The organism is Oceanicola sp. 22II-s10i, from assembly GCF_002210105.1.
GTDB lineage: Bacteria > Pseudomonadota > Alphaproteobacteria > Rhodobacterales > Rhodobacteraceae > Pseudooceanicola.
Map to the genome: position 1 here is coordinate 279337 of NZ_AQQU01000002.1, position 14836 is coordinate 294172.

The 14836-nt window shown below is 67.5% G+C and carries 14 protein-coding genes and 1 riboswitch; of the genes, 8 read left to right on the forward strand and 6 right to left on the reverse strand.

Features of this window, described 5'->3' with window-relative positions; genetic code table 11:
- Positions 1 to 109 precede the first annotated feature (109 nt).
- Entirely contained in the window at positions 110 to 1657 is a 1548-nt protein-coding gene (gene xseA / locus ATO6_RS09345) for an exodeoxyribonuclease VII large subunit (RefSeq protein WP_088623721.1), read from the forward strand.
- A gap of 3 nt (positions 1658 to 1660) precedes the next feature.
- Here the strand turns inward: xseA and ATO6_RS09350 are convergent, their stop codons facing one another.
- Both ATO6_RS09350 and ATO6_RS09355 read right to left on the reverse strand, forming a co-directional pair.
- Complete coding sequence (locus tag ATO6_RS09350; RefSeq protein WP_088623881.1) at positions 1661 to 2059, reverse strand: hypothetical protein; 399 nt, start codon at positions 2057 to 2059, stop codon at positions 1661 to 1663.
- Positions 2060 to 2131: 72 nt separating this feature from the next.
- Positions 2132 to 3193 (reverse strand): alkane 1-monooxygenase, encoded by a 1062-nt coding sequence (locus ATO6_RS09355; RefSeq protein ID WP_088623722.1) that lies wholly within the window; start codon positions 3191 to 3193, stop codon positions 2132 to 2134.
- A gap of 205 nt (positions 3194 to 3398) precedes the next feature.
- On the opposite strand from ATO6_RS09355, the gene ftsY reads away from it, so the two are divergent.
- A complete protein-coding gene (gene ftsY / locus ATO6_RS09360; protein WP_088623723.1) occupies positions 3399 to 4769 on the forward strand; it encodes a signal recognition particle-docking protein FtsY in 1371 nt (456 codons plus the stop codon).
- A 30-nt stretch (positions 4770 to 4799) separates the two neighbouring features.
- Here ftsY and ATO6_RS09365 read toward each other — a convergent pair whose 3' ends face one another.
- Complete coding sequence (locus ATO6_RS09365; RefSeq protein WP_088623724.1) at positions 4800 to 5288, reverse strand: MgtC/SapB family protein; 489 nt, start codon at positions 5286 to 5288, stop codon at positions 4800 to 4802.
- Positions 5289 to 5356: 68 nt separating this feature from the next.
- Between ATO6_RS09365 and ATO6_RS09370 the strand changes: the two genes are divergently transcribed.
- Together ATO6_RS09370 and ATO6_RS09375 are read left to right on the forward strand one after the other, a co-directional pair.
- On the forward strand, positions 5357 to 6265 hold the full coding sequence (locus tag ATO6_RS09370; RefSeq protein WP_088623725.1) for an EamA family transporter: 909 nt from the start codon (positions 5357 to 5359) through the stop codon (positions 6263 to 6265).
- Positions 6266 to 6273: 8 nt separating this feature from the next.
- On the forward strand, positions 6274 to 6873 hold the full coding sequence (locus ATO6_RS09375; protein WP_088623726.1) for an inner membrane-spanning protein YciB: 600 nt from the start codon (positions 6274 to 6276) through the stop codon (positions 6871 to 6873).
- Between the two features lie 12 nt (positions 6874 to 6885).
- Here the strand turns inward: ATO6_RS09375 and ATO6_RS09380 are convergent, their stop codons facing one another.
- From ATO6_RS09380 to ATO6_RS09390, 3 genes are all read right to left on the reverse strand, one after another.
- Positions 6886 to 8985, reverse strand: a complete 2100-nt coding sequence (locus tag ATO6_RS09380) for a Hint domain-containing protein (protein ID WP_088623727.1) — start codon at positions 8983 to 8985, stop codon at positions 6886 to 6888.
- Between the two features lie 178 nt (positions 8986 to 9163).
- Positions 9164 to 9871, reverse strand: a complete 708-nt coding sequence (locus ATO6_RS09385; RefSeq protein ID WP_088623728.1) for a glutathione binding-like protein — start codon at positions 9869 to 9871, stop codon at positions 9164 to 9166.
- A gap of 24 nt (positions 9872 to 9895) precedes the next feature.
- Positions 9896 to 10801, reverse strand: a complete 906-nt coding sequence (locus tag ATO6_RS09390; protein ID WP_088623729.1) for an alpha/beta hydrolase — start codon at positions 10799 to 10801, stop codon at positions 9896 to 9898.
- Positions 10802 to 10943: 142 nt separating this feature from the next.
- A riboswitch (SAM riboswitch) is annotated at positions 10944 to 11021 on the forward strand.
- Between the two features lie 58 nt (positions 11022 to 11079).
- Here ATO6_RS09390 and metZ point away from each other — a divergent pair.
- From metZ to ATO6_RS09410, 4 genes are all read left to right on the forward strand, one after another.
- Positions 11080 to 12261: an O-succinylhomoserine sulfhydrylase gene (gene metZ, locus ATO6_RS09395; protein WP_088623730.1), complete on the forward strand. Its 1182-nt coding sequence runs from the start codon at positions 11080 to 11082 to the stop codon at positions 12259 to 12261.
- Positions 12262 to 12363: 102 nt separating this feature from the next.
- Complete coding sequence (gene folE2, locus ATO6_RS09400) at positions 12364 to 13458, forward strand: GTP cyclohydrolase FolE2 (RefSeq protein ID WP_088623731.1); 1095 nt, start codon at positions 12364 to 12366, stop codon at positions 13456 to 13458.
- A gap of 199 nt (positions 13459 to 13657) precedes the next feature.
- Entirely contained in the window at positions 13658 to 14425 is a 768-nt protein-coding gene (locus ATO6_RS09405) for an urease accessory protein UreD (RefSeq protein ID WP_254919104.1), read from the forward strand.
- A 1-nt stretch (position 14426) separates the two neighbouring features.
- Entirely contained in the window at positions 14427 to 14729 is a 303-nt protein-coding gene (locus tag ATO6_RS09410) for an urease subunit gamma (RefSeq protein ID WP_088623733.1), read from the forward strand.
- The last annotated feature ends 107 nt before the right edge of the window (positions 14730 to 14836 follow it).

The window sequence follows — 14836 nt, forward strand, 5'->3', positions numbered from 1 at the left end:
CTCTGCCCCCGGACCCCCGAGGTATTTGGAACCAGAAGAAGCAGGGGACCCCGCTCTTGTCGTCGGGGCCGCGCCGGGGGTAGGTATCGGGAAAGAGATGAGGCGGGCGATGGACGAGCTGTTCGAGGACGGGCCGGGGAATACGCCGGAATATTCGGTCTCCGAGATCACCGGCGCCGTGAAGCGGGTGATCGAGGGGGAGTTTTCCTTCGTCCGGGTGCGGGGCGAGGTGGGGCGTGTCGTCGTGGCGCGCACCGGGCACATGTATTTCGACCTGAAGGACGACCGGTCCGTCATCGCCTGCGTGTCGTGGAAGGGGCAGGTGTCGAAGTTCCGGCACAAGCCCGAGGAGGGGATGGAGGTCGTCGCCACCGGGCGGATGACGACCTTCGGGCCGCAGTCCAAGTACCAGCTGAACGTCGAGAGCGTGGAGCCCGCGGGTGCGGGCGCGCTGATGGCGATGCTGGAGGCGCGCAAGAAGAAGCTTGAGGCGGAGGGGCTCTTTGCCGTCGAGCGCAAGCGGCCGCTGCCGTTCCTGCCCGAGATCATCGGTGTCGTGACCAGCCCGCAGGGGGCGGTGATCCGGGACATCCTGCACCGGCTCAGGGACCGGTTCCCGCGCAAGGTGCTGGTCTGGCCGGTCGCCGTGCAGGGCCAGAACTGCGCGCCCGAGGTGGCCCGCGCGATCGAGGGGTTCAACCGGATGACGCCGGGGGGCGCGATGCCGCGGCCCGACCTGATCATCGTGGCGCGCGGCGGCGGGTCGATCGAGGATCTCTGGGGCTTCAACGAGGAGATCGTGGCGCGGGCGGCGGCGGCCTCCGACATCCCGCTGATCTCGGCCGTGGGGCACGAGACGGACACGACGCTGATCGACTACGTCTCGGACTACCGCGCGCCGACGCCGACGGGGGCCGCCGAGCGGGCGGTGCCGGTGCGGGTGGAGCTGATGGCCTGGCTCGACGGGATGTCAGCGCGGCTGGTCCATGCCGAGACACAGGGGATCGTGCTGCGCGGCCAGCGGCTAAGGGACCTGTCGCGGGCGCTGCCTCGGGTCGAGGCGCTGCTGGATGCCCCGCGGCAGAGGCTGGACTACTGGGCGGAACGGCTGCCTTCGGCGCTGACCCACGGGGTGCAGCGGCGGCGGGTGGCGCTGTCCGAGGCGTCAGGCTCGCTCAGGCCGGGCGTGCTGCGCGGCCGGGTCGATGCGGCGAAGGAGCGTCTGGCGGATCGCGCGCAACGGCTGGAGCCGGCGCTGACGCGCGGCACGCAGCGGCGGCGCGAGGCGCTGGAAGCGCGGGCGGCGCGGCTGAGGGTGGAGCCGATCCGGCAGGACATCACGCGCAAGCGGCGGGATCTGGCGGCACTGGTCGCCCGGCTGAAGAGCGCGGGCGAGACGCGGGTGGCCCGGCTGGGCGACCGGCTGGAGGCGGTGGACCGTCTGCGGAAGACGATGGGCTACGAGGCGACGCTGGAGCGGGGCTATGCCGTCGTGCGCGACGGTGGCTCGGGCGCGGTGCTGACGCGAAAGGCCGAGGCCGAAGCGGCGGGGGCGCTGGAGGTCCAGTTCGCGGACGGGCGGATCAGGATCGGCGGCGCGGCGCCCGCGAAGGGGCGGCGCAAGGACGAAGGGCCCGATCAGGGCTCGCTGTTCTAGGGATCACACGCCGACGTCGGGGCCCATGCACTGCATCGGCTCGGTCGATTTCTCGACCTCGTAGAGCTCGGTCGCCAACGGGTCGTTCTCGAACCGGGCGACGATGCCGGCGGGGCGCTGGAAGAAGGTCCAGCATTGCGGATCGTCGGGGCCGTCCTCGTAGACGAAGCAGATCAGACCGTTCGCCTCGTACCAGTGGCCTTCCTTGCAGCGCCCGTCGAGGAAGGACCAGCGGACGCGGCGGTCCGAGAGGTATTCCTCGACCCCGTAGGCGCGGCCCTCGGCCCCGTAGTAGAAGGTCTTGCCCTGCGAATAGCTGTCGAATTCCTCGGCCGTCATCGGGCTTTCGGCGGCGATGGCAGAGAGGGGCAGGAGGGCGGTGAGCAGTAGCGTGCGGATCATCATGCGCGCACCATGCCGGATTCGCGTCAGTGTTTCCAATGACATCCGCGTTCACGGTTTCGGGGGCGGCGCTCAGGCCGGTTCTTCCTCGCCGTAGCCATAGTCGAAGGCCGCGCCGGAATGATCCCAGCTCATCACGCGGGGGTCCATGATCCGGCGCCACCACGTGGGCACCATCGCGATGGTCGCCATGACCGGCAGCGAATAGGGCAGGATCGGCATCACCGCATCGTCGAGCTGCAGCGCCGGGAAGGGGCGCATCGGATGCATGTGGTGGTCGGAATGACGCGGGGCGTTCAGCATCAGCGCGCCGGTGACGGCATGGGGGCTGTTCCACGAATGCTGGGGGCCGACGGGTTCGTAGCGGCCATTCCCGGCGATGCCGCGGCGCAGGCCGTAGTGCTGGACGTAGTCCGAGAGCAGGATCTGCATCTGGAAGAAGGCCGAGATGCCGAGGTGGACGGCCACGCCGCGCCATCCGGCAATGGCATAGGCGATCAGCAGGATCAGCCCGGCGCCCGCGATATAGCCGAAATAGGGGGTCGAGAAGGGCGAGCGTCCGGCGCGCCGCAGGTCGCGGTGTTCGGCGCGGAGGCCGGCCCAGAACGAGCCCGTCCATGCCCGCAGCGCGAAGCGGTAGAAGCCTTCGCCCGCGCGGGCCGAGTTGGGGTCGAGGTCGGTGGCCACGTGGAAGTGGTGCACCTTGGGATGCGCCGAGGCATGGTGGCCGAAGAGCATCGAGATATAGACCAGCCGGCCGAGCTGGCGCGCCTGCTTGTCCGAGCGGTGGATCAGCTCGTGCGCGTTCGGGTGGCTGACATGGCCGAACCAGTAACCGAAGGCGAGGGCTGCGATGACCGCGTCGATCCCGGTCACGGCGCCGCCGCCGATCAGGAAGATCGCGGCGATCACCATCCAGATATGCGCGACGCCGAGGACGAGGGCCAGACCCTCGCTGGCCGGAAACTCGGCCGAGGGGTTCCGGTTGCGCCAGTTCTTGGGCAGCAGCTTGTCCATCATCGCGGTGAAGACGGTCAGATAGACCAGCGCCGCGACGCCGTAGAGGCCGCCATGGGTGGCGGCCAGCAGCAGCAGCGGCAGGGGCAGCAGGGTTGCCACGGAAAATGCGGCCATAGTGTACCTCGTACTCGATCGTCTTGTCTTAGCCTGTTGCGGACAGGATTACCGCCCGAATTGGATCAATTTCGGGCGCAACGGGGAAGTTACTGCGGCGATTGCGGCGCGGGCGGGCCTCAATTCACCGGGCCTTCATGCCCTTTCATCCGCCCCCCTTTCGCATTAGGTGTCTTCTGGATCAAAGGACATGGGAGCGGCCGGGATGGCGTTCTTCTCGAAACTCAAGGACCGGCTGTTCAAGTCTTCGTCGCGGCTGGAGGAAGGTCTGGACGCGATCGTCGAGGACGGCGGCGCGGCGGATCCGGAGACCCCTGAAACCCCGACGCCCGCGCCTGAGCCCGACCCGGTTCCCGAGCCGCCGCAGCCGGAGCCCGAGAAGGAACCGGAGCCGGTCCCCGAGCCGGACGAGCCCCGGCCCGAGCCCGAGCCGCTGCCGGTCCCCGAACCGGACCTGCCGCAGGAACAGCCAGAGACGCCGCAGCCCGAACTGCCGTCGCCGGGGCCCGAGGAGGTTCCGGCCTCGCCCCCCGATTTCATCCCGACGCCAGCCCCGCAGGAGGTGCCTAGCCCTTCGGCGCCCGCCGAGATCCCGGTCGGCACCCCCGACGAGCTGCCGCAGCAAAGCATGCCGGATACGAAGGGCGAGGCGAAGGGCGGCGGTTTCTTCGGACGTTTCTTCGGCCGTGACGCCGCGCCTGCCGCGCCGGCAAAGCCCGCCGAACCCGCAAAGCCGGTTGTGCGCCGGGTGCTCGATGACGACATGCTGGAGAGCCTTGAGGAACTGCTGATCGCCTCGGACATGGGCGTCGACACCGCGCTGCGCGTGACCTCGAACCTCGCCGAGGGGCGGATGGGGCGGCGGGTCTCGACCGACGAGATCAAGGCGCTGCTGTCCAAGGAGATTTCGCGGATCATGGAGCCGGTGGCGCATCCGCTGCCGCTTTATGCAAAGAAACCGCAGGTGGTGCTGGTCGTCGGTGTGAACGGGTCGGGCAAGACCACGACCATCGGCAAGCTGGCGAGCCAGTTCAACGCGGCGGGCAAGAAGGTGATCATCGCCGCGGGCGATACCTTCCGCGCCGCGGCCGTCGAACAGCTTCAGGTCTGGGGCGACCGCGCCGGGGTGCCGGTGATGAAGGCCGCGCAGGGCACCGACCCCGCCAGCCTCGCGTTCGACGCAATGACGCGGGCCGAGCAGGAGGGCGCGGACCTGCTGATGATCGACACCGCGGGGCGCCTGCAGAACCGGCAGGACCTGATGGAGGAACTCTCCAAGATCGTCCGCGTGATCCGCAAGAAGGACCCCGAGGCGCCGCACAACACGCTGCTGGTGCTGGACGCCACCACCGGCCAGAACGCGCTGAGCCAGGTCGAGATCTTTCAGAAGCTGGCCGATGTCTCGGGCCTCGTGATGACCAAGCTCGACGGGACCGCCAAGGGCGGCGTCCTCGTGGCGCTGGCCGACAAGTTCGGCCTGCCGATCCACGCGATCGGCGTGGGCGAGCAGATCGACGACCTCGCGCCCTTCGACCCGGACGATTTCGCGCGGGCGCTCACCGGGGCGGAGGCGTGACCGGGTGAACTGCGCCGCAGGATCGGGCTGTCAGTCCTCGTGCCGCTCGGCGCGACGTTCCAGAAGCTTGAACAACCTCAGCACGGTCAGCGCCAGCAGCGTCGCGAGGCAGGCGAGGCCGATGTTGCCGAGGCCGGTCGCCACGCCGATCGCGCCCGCCAGCCACATGCCCGCGCCGGTCGTCAGCCCCTTCACGTCGCCGCCACGGGTAAAGATCGTCCCGGCGGCAAGGAAGGCGACGCCCGCCGTCACCGCCTCGATCACGCGGATCGGGTCCTTGCGGATACTGTCGTCATCGGCCAGCGGCGAGGCCATCAGTCCCAGCGTGATCAGCGCGAAGAGGCAGGCGGCGAGCGAGATCATCATGTGCGTCCGCAGCCCCGCCTCCTTGCGCACCGCCTCGCGTTCCCAGCCGAGCAGGCCGCCCAGCAGGATCGCGATGGCCAGCCGCAAGGTGACGTGCAGCCAGTTCAGGCCCGGCACCGGACTGGCGAGGAATTCTTCGAAGAAACCGGTCATTGTCTGCTCCCTGACATCTGAAACGCGGAAGGGCGGCGCTGGTTTCACGGGGCAGGGGATGTTGCACCATGGGTGAATGGCTCGCCTCGCTCGACGGGACCGAGGCCGGGGCGGCGCTGGCGCCGTTCCTCGCGCTGACGGCGGCCTTCCTGCACGCAGTCTTCGGCGCGCTGCAGAAGGGCAAGATCGACCCCTGGCTGTCGCGCGGCGCGATCGACGTCTGGCTGGTCACGATGACCCTGCCGATGGCGCTGTTCCTGTTCCCGCTGCCCGAAGGCAACCAGTGGTGGCTTTTGCTGGGGACGCTGCCCATCCACTTCGTCTACAAGATGGGCGTCGCGCTGAGCTATTCGCGGGCGGCCTACACGGTCGTCTACCCGGTGGTGCGCGGCACGGGCCCGGTCTTTACCGTCATGGGCGCCTACGTGATCTTCGGCGAGACCTTCACCGGCATCCAGTGGCTGGGCGTCGGCGTGCTGCTGGCGGGGATCTTCGGCCTCGCCATCTACAACCTCATCCACATCAAGGTGGCGCGCGACACGCTGGTGCCCGCGCTGTGGCTGGCGGCGGGGACGGGGGCGCTGGTGGCGGTCTACACGACCTACGACGCCTACGCGATCCGGGCGGTGCCGAACCCCTTTACCTTCCTCGCGTGGTTCTATGTCATCGCGGGGCTCGACTTTCCCTTTATCGCGGCGGCGCGCTGGCGGCGGATGGCACCCGCCGCGCGGCCGCCGATCCGGGATCTGGCCCGCGTGGGGTTCATGGGGGCGATCGTCGCATATGGCTCATTCGGGCTTGTCATGCTGGCCACCCGACTGGACAAGGTGGGTGAGGCCGCGGTGCTAAGGGAAACCTCGCCGGTCTTCGCCGCGCTGATCGGCTGGCTGGTGTTGAAGGAAACCGTGGGGCCGCGTCGGATCGCGCTGATGACGCTGATCGCCGCCGGTGCCGTGGTCGTGGAATTCGGAGGATGAACGGACAGATGGACGAGAAGAAACCGGCAGGCTGGGTGAAACCCGCCCTCGAACTGGGCCCGATCGCGGCCTTCTTCGTCGCTTACCTGCTGATCAAGGACCGGACCTTCACCATCGGCGGGCGCGAGTACGAGGGCTTCATCCTCGTCACCGCCGGGTTCATCCCGCTGATCCTGCTGTCGACATGGCTGCTGTGGCGGATCACCGGCAAGCTGTCGCGGATGCAGATCGTGACGGCGGTGCTGATCACCGTCTTCGGCGGGCTGTCCGTCTGGCTGAACGACGACCGCTTCTTCAAGATGAAGCCGACGCTGATCTATCTGATGTTCGGCACCGCGCTCGGCATCGGGCTGCTCAGGGGCGAAAGCTGGCTGCAGCAGGTGATGGAGGAAGCGATCCCGCTGGATCACGACGGCTGGATGAAGCTGACCCGCAGGCTGTGTGCCTTCTTCTTCGCGCTGGCCGTCGCGAACGAGGTCGTGTGGCGGACACAGAGCACCGAGACTTGGGTCTGGTTCAAGACCTTCGGCCTGACGGCGGCGATGTTCGGGTTCTTCATGACGCAGGGCAAGCTGTTCAAGGACCACGGCGAGGCGGACGAGAAGTAGCGTCCGCGCGGATCAGCTCGCCAGCCGGACAGGCATCCGGTCCGCCGTCCGTGACGGCAGCACCGGTGCACCGGACCGGGCCAGCACGCCGCCGCTGACGAAGGGTAGTGCGGTCGCGCCGTAGACGCGCTCCGCGGGACCGGTGGCCATGATCCGCTGCAGTCCCGGAAACAGGTCGAAGAGCTCCGCCTTGGCCGCGCGGTCCAGCCCTTTGAGCGCGTGGCGGCCGGGATAGAGGCTTTCCCCGATCGCCCCGTTCGCCACGATCAGGCAGTGCTGCGGCAGCAGCAGGTGATGGTAGCTGACATGCCGCCGTCCGCGCGCCCGGCGCACGCGCCCGTCGCCGCTGCGTTCCAGATGCACCGCGCGTGCAAGCGTGGCGCCGTCCTGGCCGGGCAGATACATCCCGTGCTGAGGCGACACCAGCAGATCGCCACGGTTGCCAAGCACACCGTCGCGGAACCGGATCGGCAGCAGGTCGGGCCGTGCCATCAGCTCCTCCGGCCCGAGGTGCCGCACCCCCGCCCACAGGACCGGCTGCGGGCCGCGGTCGAAGGTGCTCACTATATCGCCGGGACGCAATGTTTCGATGGGGACCTCGCCCGAAGGCGTCATGATCCGTGTCCCGGACAGGTAGCACGGCACACCCATCGACTGGAGCTCGGCCATGCTGTCGGCCTGTGCCGGGCTGACACCGTAGAGCGTGACGCTCTCGCCGCGCGGAAAGGTCAGGACGGCATTGCCGGAGCCGTCGTTGCTGACCACGGCGTCCCAGATCTTGGCCTGCTGGTTGTCGTCGGCCAGCAGGCCCGTGATGTCGAGCTGATCGTTGGTGAAGCCGTCGAGGTCGGCGTCGCCCATGTCGAAATCGGTGATCGTGTCCTGACCGTCGCCCGCCGACACCCGGAAGACGTCGTTCCCGGTTCCGCCGGACAGGCTGTCGTTGCCCGTACCGCCACTGATCGTGTCGACGCCATCGCCGCCCTGGATCGTGTCGTTGCCGTCGCCCCCGGAAAGCGAGTCGTTGCCACTGCCGCCGTCGATGCTGTCGTTGCCGCCCTCGGCATAGATCGAGTCGTTGTCGTTGCCGCCCAGAACGGTGTCCTGACCGTCCCCGGCATAGATCTCGTCGTTGCCGTCGCCGCCTGACAGGTAGTTGTTGTAGTTGTAGCTGTTGATCCCGGCGACATCGTCGATGGTGTCGTTGCCTGCGCCGCCATCCACACTGTCGGCGCCCTCGCCGTAGTAGATGAGGTCGTTGCCGTCGCCACCCGTGATGGAATCGTTGCCTAGCCCGCCATAGATCGTATCGGCCCCGCTGGAGCCGTCGATCCGGTCGTCGCCGTCGCCACCGTCGATGTAGTCGTCGCCGGTCGATTCCCAGATCGTGTCGTTGCCGGCCCCGCCGTAGATCGTGTCGTTGCCCGCGTCGCCGCCGATCAGGTCGTTGCCGTCGCCGCCGGTGACGCTGTCGTTGCCGCCGCCGGCCCAGATCGTGTCGGCCCCTTCGCCACCATCCAGCGTGTCGTTGCCCGCGTCTCCGCCGATCAGGTCATCGCCACTGCCGCCCGAGACCGAGTCATCGCCGTTCGTCGCCCAGACAGTGTCGTTGCCCGCCCCCGCGTGGATCGAGTCGTTGTAGTTGCCGCCAGAGAGGTTGTTGGCGACGTCGGGATCATAGGTCTGGCTGTATAGATCCGAATATCTCGGGTCGTTGCTGGTGGTGACCGCCGTCAGTCCGGTGACCTGCCACATCACCCCCGGTTCGATAAGGCTGTCGGTCACCGCACCGACGAGGGCACCGCCGATATAAACCGTGTAGACATGGACGACGGTTCCGTTCCCGTCGTTGAGCGTGATGACCTCGCCCAGGTAGCTTTCGCCGCTCGCGACGGTGCTGCCGGTGTAGTCCGTAACAACCGTGGCCTGTGACGGGTCCACGCCGTTGCCGTGCCAGACACCTTCGGTATCCGTAACGCTGAAATGCAGGGCGTCGAAGGCATAGTCCCAGTCAGGATCGAGCGTGACAAAGCTGCCGACGGACACACTTGATCCGCCGCCGTCGATGATGAACGACGAAATCGAGAAACCGTAAAGGTTTGTCGTTGCCATCTGCCCCGCAATCCGGGTGCATGGCCCGGACCTTTTTACCGCTCGTATTCTTTGACACGAATACTAGCACATCGGGAAATTTGCGCAAAAGATCAATGCAGTAAGGTGAGTATTTAGTTAATCTGCAACTTGCGGTTGACGTGCGGGTCAGGTGGCTGGCCAGGGTGCGGCGAAGGGCTCAGCCCTTCTGGCCGAAGAGCATCTTCTGCGACTCCTTGCTGCGCGGGCCGGAGTTGCGCAGGTCGATATGCAGGTTGCGCCCCTTGTCCACCGCCGGACGCGCGGCGACGGTGTCCAGCCAGCGTTGCAGGTTGGGCTTTTCCGACAGGTCCTGTTCCTGCTTTTCCCACAGGCTGGCCCAGGGAAAGATCGCCATGTCGGCGATGGAATAGAAATCACCCGCGACGAATTCGTTGTCCTTCAACTGGGTGTCCAGCACGCGGTACAGGCGGCTGACCTCGTTGCGGTAGCGGTCCTTGGCGTAGGGCAGGTCGTTCGGCGGATCCATGGTGGGCGCGTAGGCGAGGAAGTGATGCGCCTGTCCCGCCATCGGGCCGAGGCCCCCCATCTGCCACATCAGCCACTGGTCCACGGCGATCCGGTCCCGCTGGGTCGGGCCGCAGAACTTTCCGGTCTTGCGGGCAAGATATTGCAGGATCGCGCCGCTTTCGAAGATGGACACGGGCGCGCCGTCCGGCCCCTCCGGATCAACTATCGCGGGCATGCGGTTGTTGGGCGAGATCGCCAGAAACTCGGGCGTGAACTGTTCGCCCTTGCCGATGTTCACGAGGTGGACGTTGTAGGGCAGCTCCATCTCTTCCAGCGCGATGGAAATCTTCCAGCCGTTCGGGGTCGGCCAGTAGTAGAGATCAATGGGATCGGGCATGCGGGCCTCCTGTTGCTGCCCGCATCATGAGGCATGGGCGGCCGATGGTATAGCCCGTCCCGGCGCGGGCCAGATATGCAGCGGCTGCGGGTCCGTCTCCGGGGTTCCGACCGGCCCGAGTGCGGCCAGCGGCAGCGGGGTCTCGGCGCTCAGCAGGGCGCGGTAAAGGTCGAAGAGGCCGGGGCGCAGATAGCTGGACCAGTGACAGCTGCGGCGGCTGCGCGGGGCGACCGGATGGCCGAGACGGGCGAGCGCGCCGAGCGTGACGTCATCGTCGATCCGCAGGGTGCGGCCACCGGGTATGCCCTCGGCCGTGACCACGGGTGTGGCGGGCAGGGCGGCACGCAGAAGCTGTTCGTAAAGGCGGTTCTCGCTCGACGCTACGGTGACGACACCCGCACTGCGCCCCGCCTCGGAGGCCAACGCGGCGCTCGCGAGGTCCAGCCGTTCGGCCGGTGTCAGCAACAGCGTCCGGTCCACCGCGCCGCGGGCGAGGTGGGGCAGCGCCGACAGCGCCACCCGCGCCCCCAGCGAATGCGCGATCAGCCGGACCGGCCGCTCAGGGGCCACGCGCCGCAGCTCCGCGATCAGTCGCGCCAGCGCCAGCCCGGCACGGCCCGCCTCGGTATAGGCCTGCCAGATCGTCCCGCGCGCCTGCCAGCCGAACGCGATGCCAAGCGCGCCGTCGCCGGTCAGTCCAAGCGCGCGCGGCCAGCTTGCCGCCTTCCAGCAGGGATGCCGGTCGTGATCCGACAGGATGTGCCGGTGCGGGCAGTGCCTGGGATCGCCCGGCGCGAAGGTGAAGCCGTGGATCATGATGACCACCGGCCCGGTGCCGCGGGCGGTGCGGGCGAGGCCGGGCAGGGCGGGCTGGCCGGTGTCGTGCCACGTCAGCCCCTGCGGCCCCGCGTCGATCCTGACAAGTCCCATCCCCGGCCCCCGTGGCGAGATGCTGCATCTGGTGGCGGGATATGCTGCGCCTGCAAAATCTGGATAACGCTGTGGTGACAGAACCATGACGGCGGCGGGGCTGCGGCAAAATGGTCTTGACGTGGCGGACGGGCCGTCTTACCCCCGCTGCCGTGGCGATTTGTTACCGGATTGCGGGCCACGTTAAACATGCCGCTAAAGAGGTCATCGAACGGGACCCCCATTCGCGTGACCTGCGTCTGGGGGTTTTTTGTTGGCCCGAGGGCCAGGAGGCTGAGATGAGCAAGGACTGGAAAAAGCGCACGACACTGGTGCACGGCGGATCGCGCCGCTCGCAGTATGGCGAGATGAGCGAGGCGATCTTCCTGACGCAGGGCTTCGTCTACGACAGCGCCGAGGCGGCCGAGCAGCGGTTCATCAAGTCGGGCGACGACGAGTTCATCTATGCCCGCTACGGCAACCCGACCGTGCGCATGTTCGAGGACCGGATGTCGGCCATCACCGGTTACGAGGACGGGTTCGCCTGCGCCTCGGGCATGGCGGCGGTGAACGGTGCGCTGATGGCGCTGCTCAAGGCGGGCGACCACGTTGTGTCGGCGCGCGCGCTCTTCGGCTCCTGCCTCTACGTGCTGGAAGAGGTGCTGGCCCGCTTCGGGGTGGAGATCACGCTGGTCGACGGCACCGACCGCGCCGCGTGGGAGGCCGCGATCCGGCCCGACACGCGGCTGGTGTTCCTCGAAACCATGTCGAACCCGACGCTCGAGGTGGTGGACCTGAAATTCGTCTGCGACCTGGCCCACGAGCACGGGGCGCTGGTTGTGGCCGACGATGCGATGTCGACGCCGATCTTCTCCTACTCGAAAGCCTGCGGGGCCGATCTCTGCGTGTTCTCGACCACCAAGCACGTGGACGGGCAGGGGCGGATGCTGGGCGGTATCATCTGCGGCTCGCGCGAGCTGGTGCGCGGCCCGATCGAAAGCTACCTCAAGCACACCGGCGGCGCGATGAACCCCTTCACCGCGTGGGTGCATCTGAAATCGCTCGACACGCTCGACCTCCGCGTCCGGGCGCAGGCGGCGTCGGCCATGCAGATCGCCGAGGCGCTGGAGGGGCATCCCAAGATCGAGGGCGTGCGCTATCCGCAGCTGCCCTCGCATCCGCAGCACAAGGTGGCGATGGCGCAGTCGCCGTCGGGCGGCACGGTCATCGCCTTCGACGTGAAGGGCGGCAAGGAGGCGTGCTTTACCTTCCTGAACGCGCTGGAGGTTCTGAAGATCTCCAACAACTTCGCGGATTCGAAAAGCATCGTGACCCATCCCGCCACCACCACGCACCAGCGGCTGCCCGACGAACAGAAGGTGACGCTGAACATCGGGCCGGGACTGGTCCGGCTGTCGGTGGGGCTGGAAGACCCCGAGGATCTGATCGCGGATCTGATGCAGGCGCTCGACCGGATTTAGGTGATCCGGTCATCCATTTCTGTCGTATTGGGTTTCAGTGATGGAAAAACCCGCATCCCGGACCTAGATTAAGGTCCGGCTCACGCGGAAAGGGGGCTGTCGATGAACATTCATCCCAAGGATATGGCCCGGCGGCCCGATCGCGACGAAGCACGCGCGGCGCTGGACAAGCTGCGGGCCTGGGCCGAGACGGCGAGCGATAGCGACATCGCATCGCTGGACCCGGTGATCGCGAAACTGCTGCCGGCTCAGGGCGAATATCCCGTGATGTCGCGGGTTTATCCCGACAACTTCATCGCCGACGACGCCTATCGCGCCACGCTGCCCGACCTGCAGAACGGCCCCGCCAGCCTGATCCGCGGCGCGCGCAGGACGCTGCAGCATGTCGGCATCTCGAACTTCCGCCTGCCGATTCGCTTCCGCACCCGGTCTGGTGGCGAGATGACGCTGGAAACCAGTGTCACCGGCAGTGTCAGCCTCGAGGCGAACAAGAAGGGCATCAACATGTCCCGCATCATGCGGAGCTTTTATGCCCATTCGGAAAAATCCTTCTCGTTCAGCGTGATCGAGGACGCTCTTGAGGATTACAAAACCGATCTGGAAAGCCTCGACGCCCGGATCCAGATGCGGTTCTCCTACCCGGTCAAGCGCCAGTCGCTGCGGTCGGGCCTCGAGGGCTACCAGTATTACGACATCGCGCTGGAACTGGTCGAACAGGCCGGTCAGCGGCTGAAGATCATGCATCTCGACTACGTCTATTCGTCGACCTGCCCCTGTTCGCTGGAGCTCTCCGAACATGCCCGGCGCGAGCGCGGGCAACTGGCGACGCCACATTCGCAGCGCTCGGTCGCGCGGATTTCCGTCGTGGTCGAGGGCGACGAGACGCTGTGGTTCGAGGACCTGATCGACATGGCGCGCGTCGCCGTGCCGACCGAGACGCAGGTCATGGTCAAGCGCGAGGACGAACAGGCCTTTGCCGAGCTGAACGCCGCCAACCCGATCTTTGTCGAGGACGCCGCGCGGCTCTTCTCGCAACAGCTCGAGGACGACGCACGGGTCGGCGATTTCCGTGTCGTGGCCAGCCATCAGGAAAGCCTGCACAGCCACGATGCGGTCTCGGTCGTGACCGAAGGCCCGACATTCGCGCAGGCCAGCCTCGACCCCCGGTTGTTCAGCACCCTGCATCATCCCGGCTGAGTGACTGAATTCGCTCAGGAAACAGGCTGTCGCGATCCGCGGCGGCCTGTTTGTTATGCAAAACACAGCCAGCGCTTCCCCCTCGGCGGGGAATCCCCCTAAGCTGCGGCAAAGGGGAGATTCCGAGATAAACGCTGCCGCTTCGATCGACCTGCCGGACCACGGTCTGCGCCCGCCGCGTGCGCGGGGCGAGATCGTCGTGACGGCCGTGCCGCGCGGCGGACGCTCGCGGATCGGGCGTCTGCGGCAGCAGGGGTCCTTCAAGGCGCTCTTCCCCCATGGCGCGCGCCAGTCACTGCAGGCCGTGTTCCTGAACACGGCGGGCGGGATCACCGGCGGCGACCGGTTCCTGCTGACCGCGGGGGCCGAGACGGGGGCGCACCTCGTCATGACCAGCCAGGCGGCGGAACGGGCCTATCGCGCGCAGCCGGACGAGGTCGGGCGGCTGACCTCGCGGCTGAGCGTGGCCGGGGGCGCGCGGCTGGACTGGCTGCCGCAGGAGACGATCCTGTTCGAGGGCGCCGCGCTGGAGCGGCGGATCGAGGCGGATGTCGCGGGCGACGGGCGGTTTCTGGCGGTGGAGCCGGTGATCTTTGGCCGGGCCGCCATGGGCGAGGTGGTGCATGACGCATCGCTGACCGACCACTGGCGCATCCGCCGCGACGGGCGGCTGATCTATGCGGATAGCCTGCGGCTGAGCGGCGACATCGCCGCGCGGCTGGCCGATCCGGCGGTGGCCGACGGCGGCATGGCGCTGGCCTCGATGGTGCTTGTCGCGCCTGGGGCCGAGGATTTTTGTAGCCAACTCAATGACCTGATGGGCGAAGCTGGTGCGGCCAGCGCTCCGCGCGACGGCGTGCTGGTGGCGCGCTTCGTGGCGGCGGACGGCTTTGCGCTGCGCCGCGCCCTGATCCCAGCGATCCGTCTGCTGACGGGTGACGACATACCAAGACCGTGGATGCTCTGACATGCAACTGACACCGAGAGAGAAGGACAAGCTGCTGGTCGCGATGGCCGCCGAAGTGGCGCGCAAGCGGCTGGCGCGGGGGGTGAAACTGAACCACCCCGAGGCGATCGCGCTGATCACCGACGCGGTGGTCGAGGGCGCGCGCGATGGCCGCTCGGTCGCCGACATGATGGAGGCCGGTGCCCATGTCATCACCGCTGACCAGTGCATGGAGGGCATCGCCGAGATGATCCACGAAGTGCAGGTCGAAGCGACCTTTCCGGACGGGACCAAGCTGGTCACCGTCCATAATCCGATCCGTTGAACGACGTCAGACAGGGGATGAAAATGATTGATCTGCTTAAGGAAATTGCCATCCGCCTCGGCCTTGCCGGGCCCCAGCCGCAACCGATCCCGATCCCGGTCCGTGCA

Coding starts and splice junctions, on each gene's coding strand:
- xseA (WP_088623721.1), top strand. CDS start 110: ATGGACGAGCTGTTCGAGGACGGGCCGGGGAATACGCCGGAATATTCG.
- metZ (WP_088623730.1), top strand. CDS start 11,080: ATGAGCAAGGACTGGAAAAAGCGCACGACACTGGTGCACGGCGGATCG.
- ATO6_RS09390 (WP_088623729.1), bottom strand. CDS start 10,801: ATGGGACTTGTCAGGATCGACGCGGGGCCGCAGGGGCTGACGTGGCAC.
- ATO6_RS09355 (WP_088623722.1), bottom strand. CDS start 3,193: ATGGCCGCATTTTCCGTGGCAACCCTGCTGCCCCTGCCGCTGCTGCTG.
- folE2 (WP_088623731.1), top strand. CDS start 12,364: ATGAACATTCATCCCAAGGATATGGCCCGGCGGCCCGATCGCGACGAA.
- ATO6_RS09410 (WP_088623733.1), top strand. CDS start 14,427: ATGCAACTGACACCGAGAGAGAAGGACAAGCTGCTGGTCGCGATGGCC.
- ATO6_RS09365 (WP_088623724.1), bottom strand. CDS start 5,288: ATGACCGGTTTCTTCGAAGAATTCCTCGCCAGTCCGGTGCCGGGCCTG.
- ATO6_RS09385 (WP_088623728.1), bottom strand. CDS start 9,871: ATGCCCGATCCCATTGATCTCTACTACTGGCCGACCCCGAACGGCTGG.
- ATO6_RS09380 (WP_088623727.1), bottom strand. CDS start 8,985: ATGGCAACGACAAACCTTTACGGTTTCTCGATTTCGTCGTTCATCATC.
- ATO6_RS09350 (WP_088623881.1), bottom strand. CDS start 2,059: ATGATCCGCACGCTACTGCTCACCGCCCTCCTGCCCCTCTCTGCCATC.
- ATO6_RS09370 (WP_088623725.1), top strand. CDS start 5,357: ATGGGTGAATGGCTCGCCTCGCTCGACGGGACCGAGGCCGGGGCGGCG.
- ATO6_RS09375 (WP_088623726.1), top strand. CDS start 6,274: ATGGACGAGAAGAAACCGGCAGGCTGGGTGAAACCCGCCCTCGAACTG.
- ftsY (WP_088623723.1), top strand. CDS start 3,399: ATGGCGTTCTTCTCGAAACTCAAGGACCGGCTGTTCAAGTCTTCGTCG.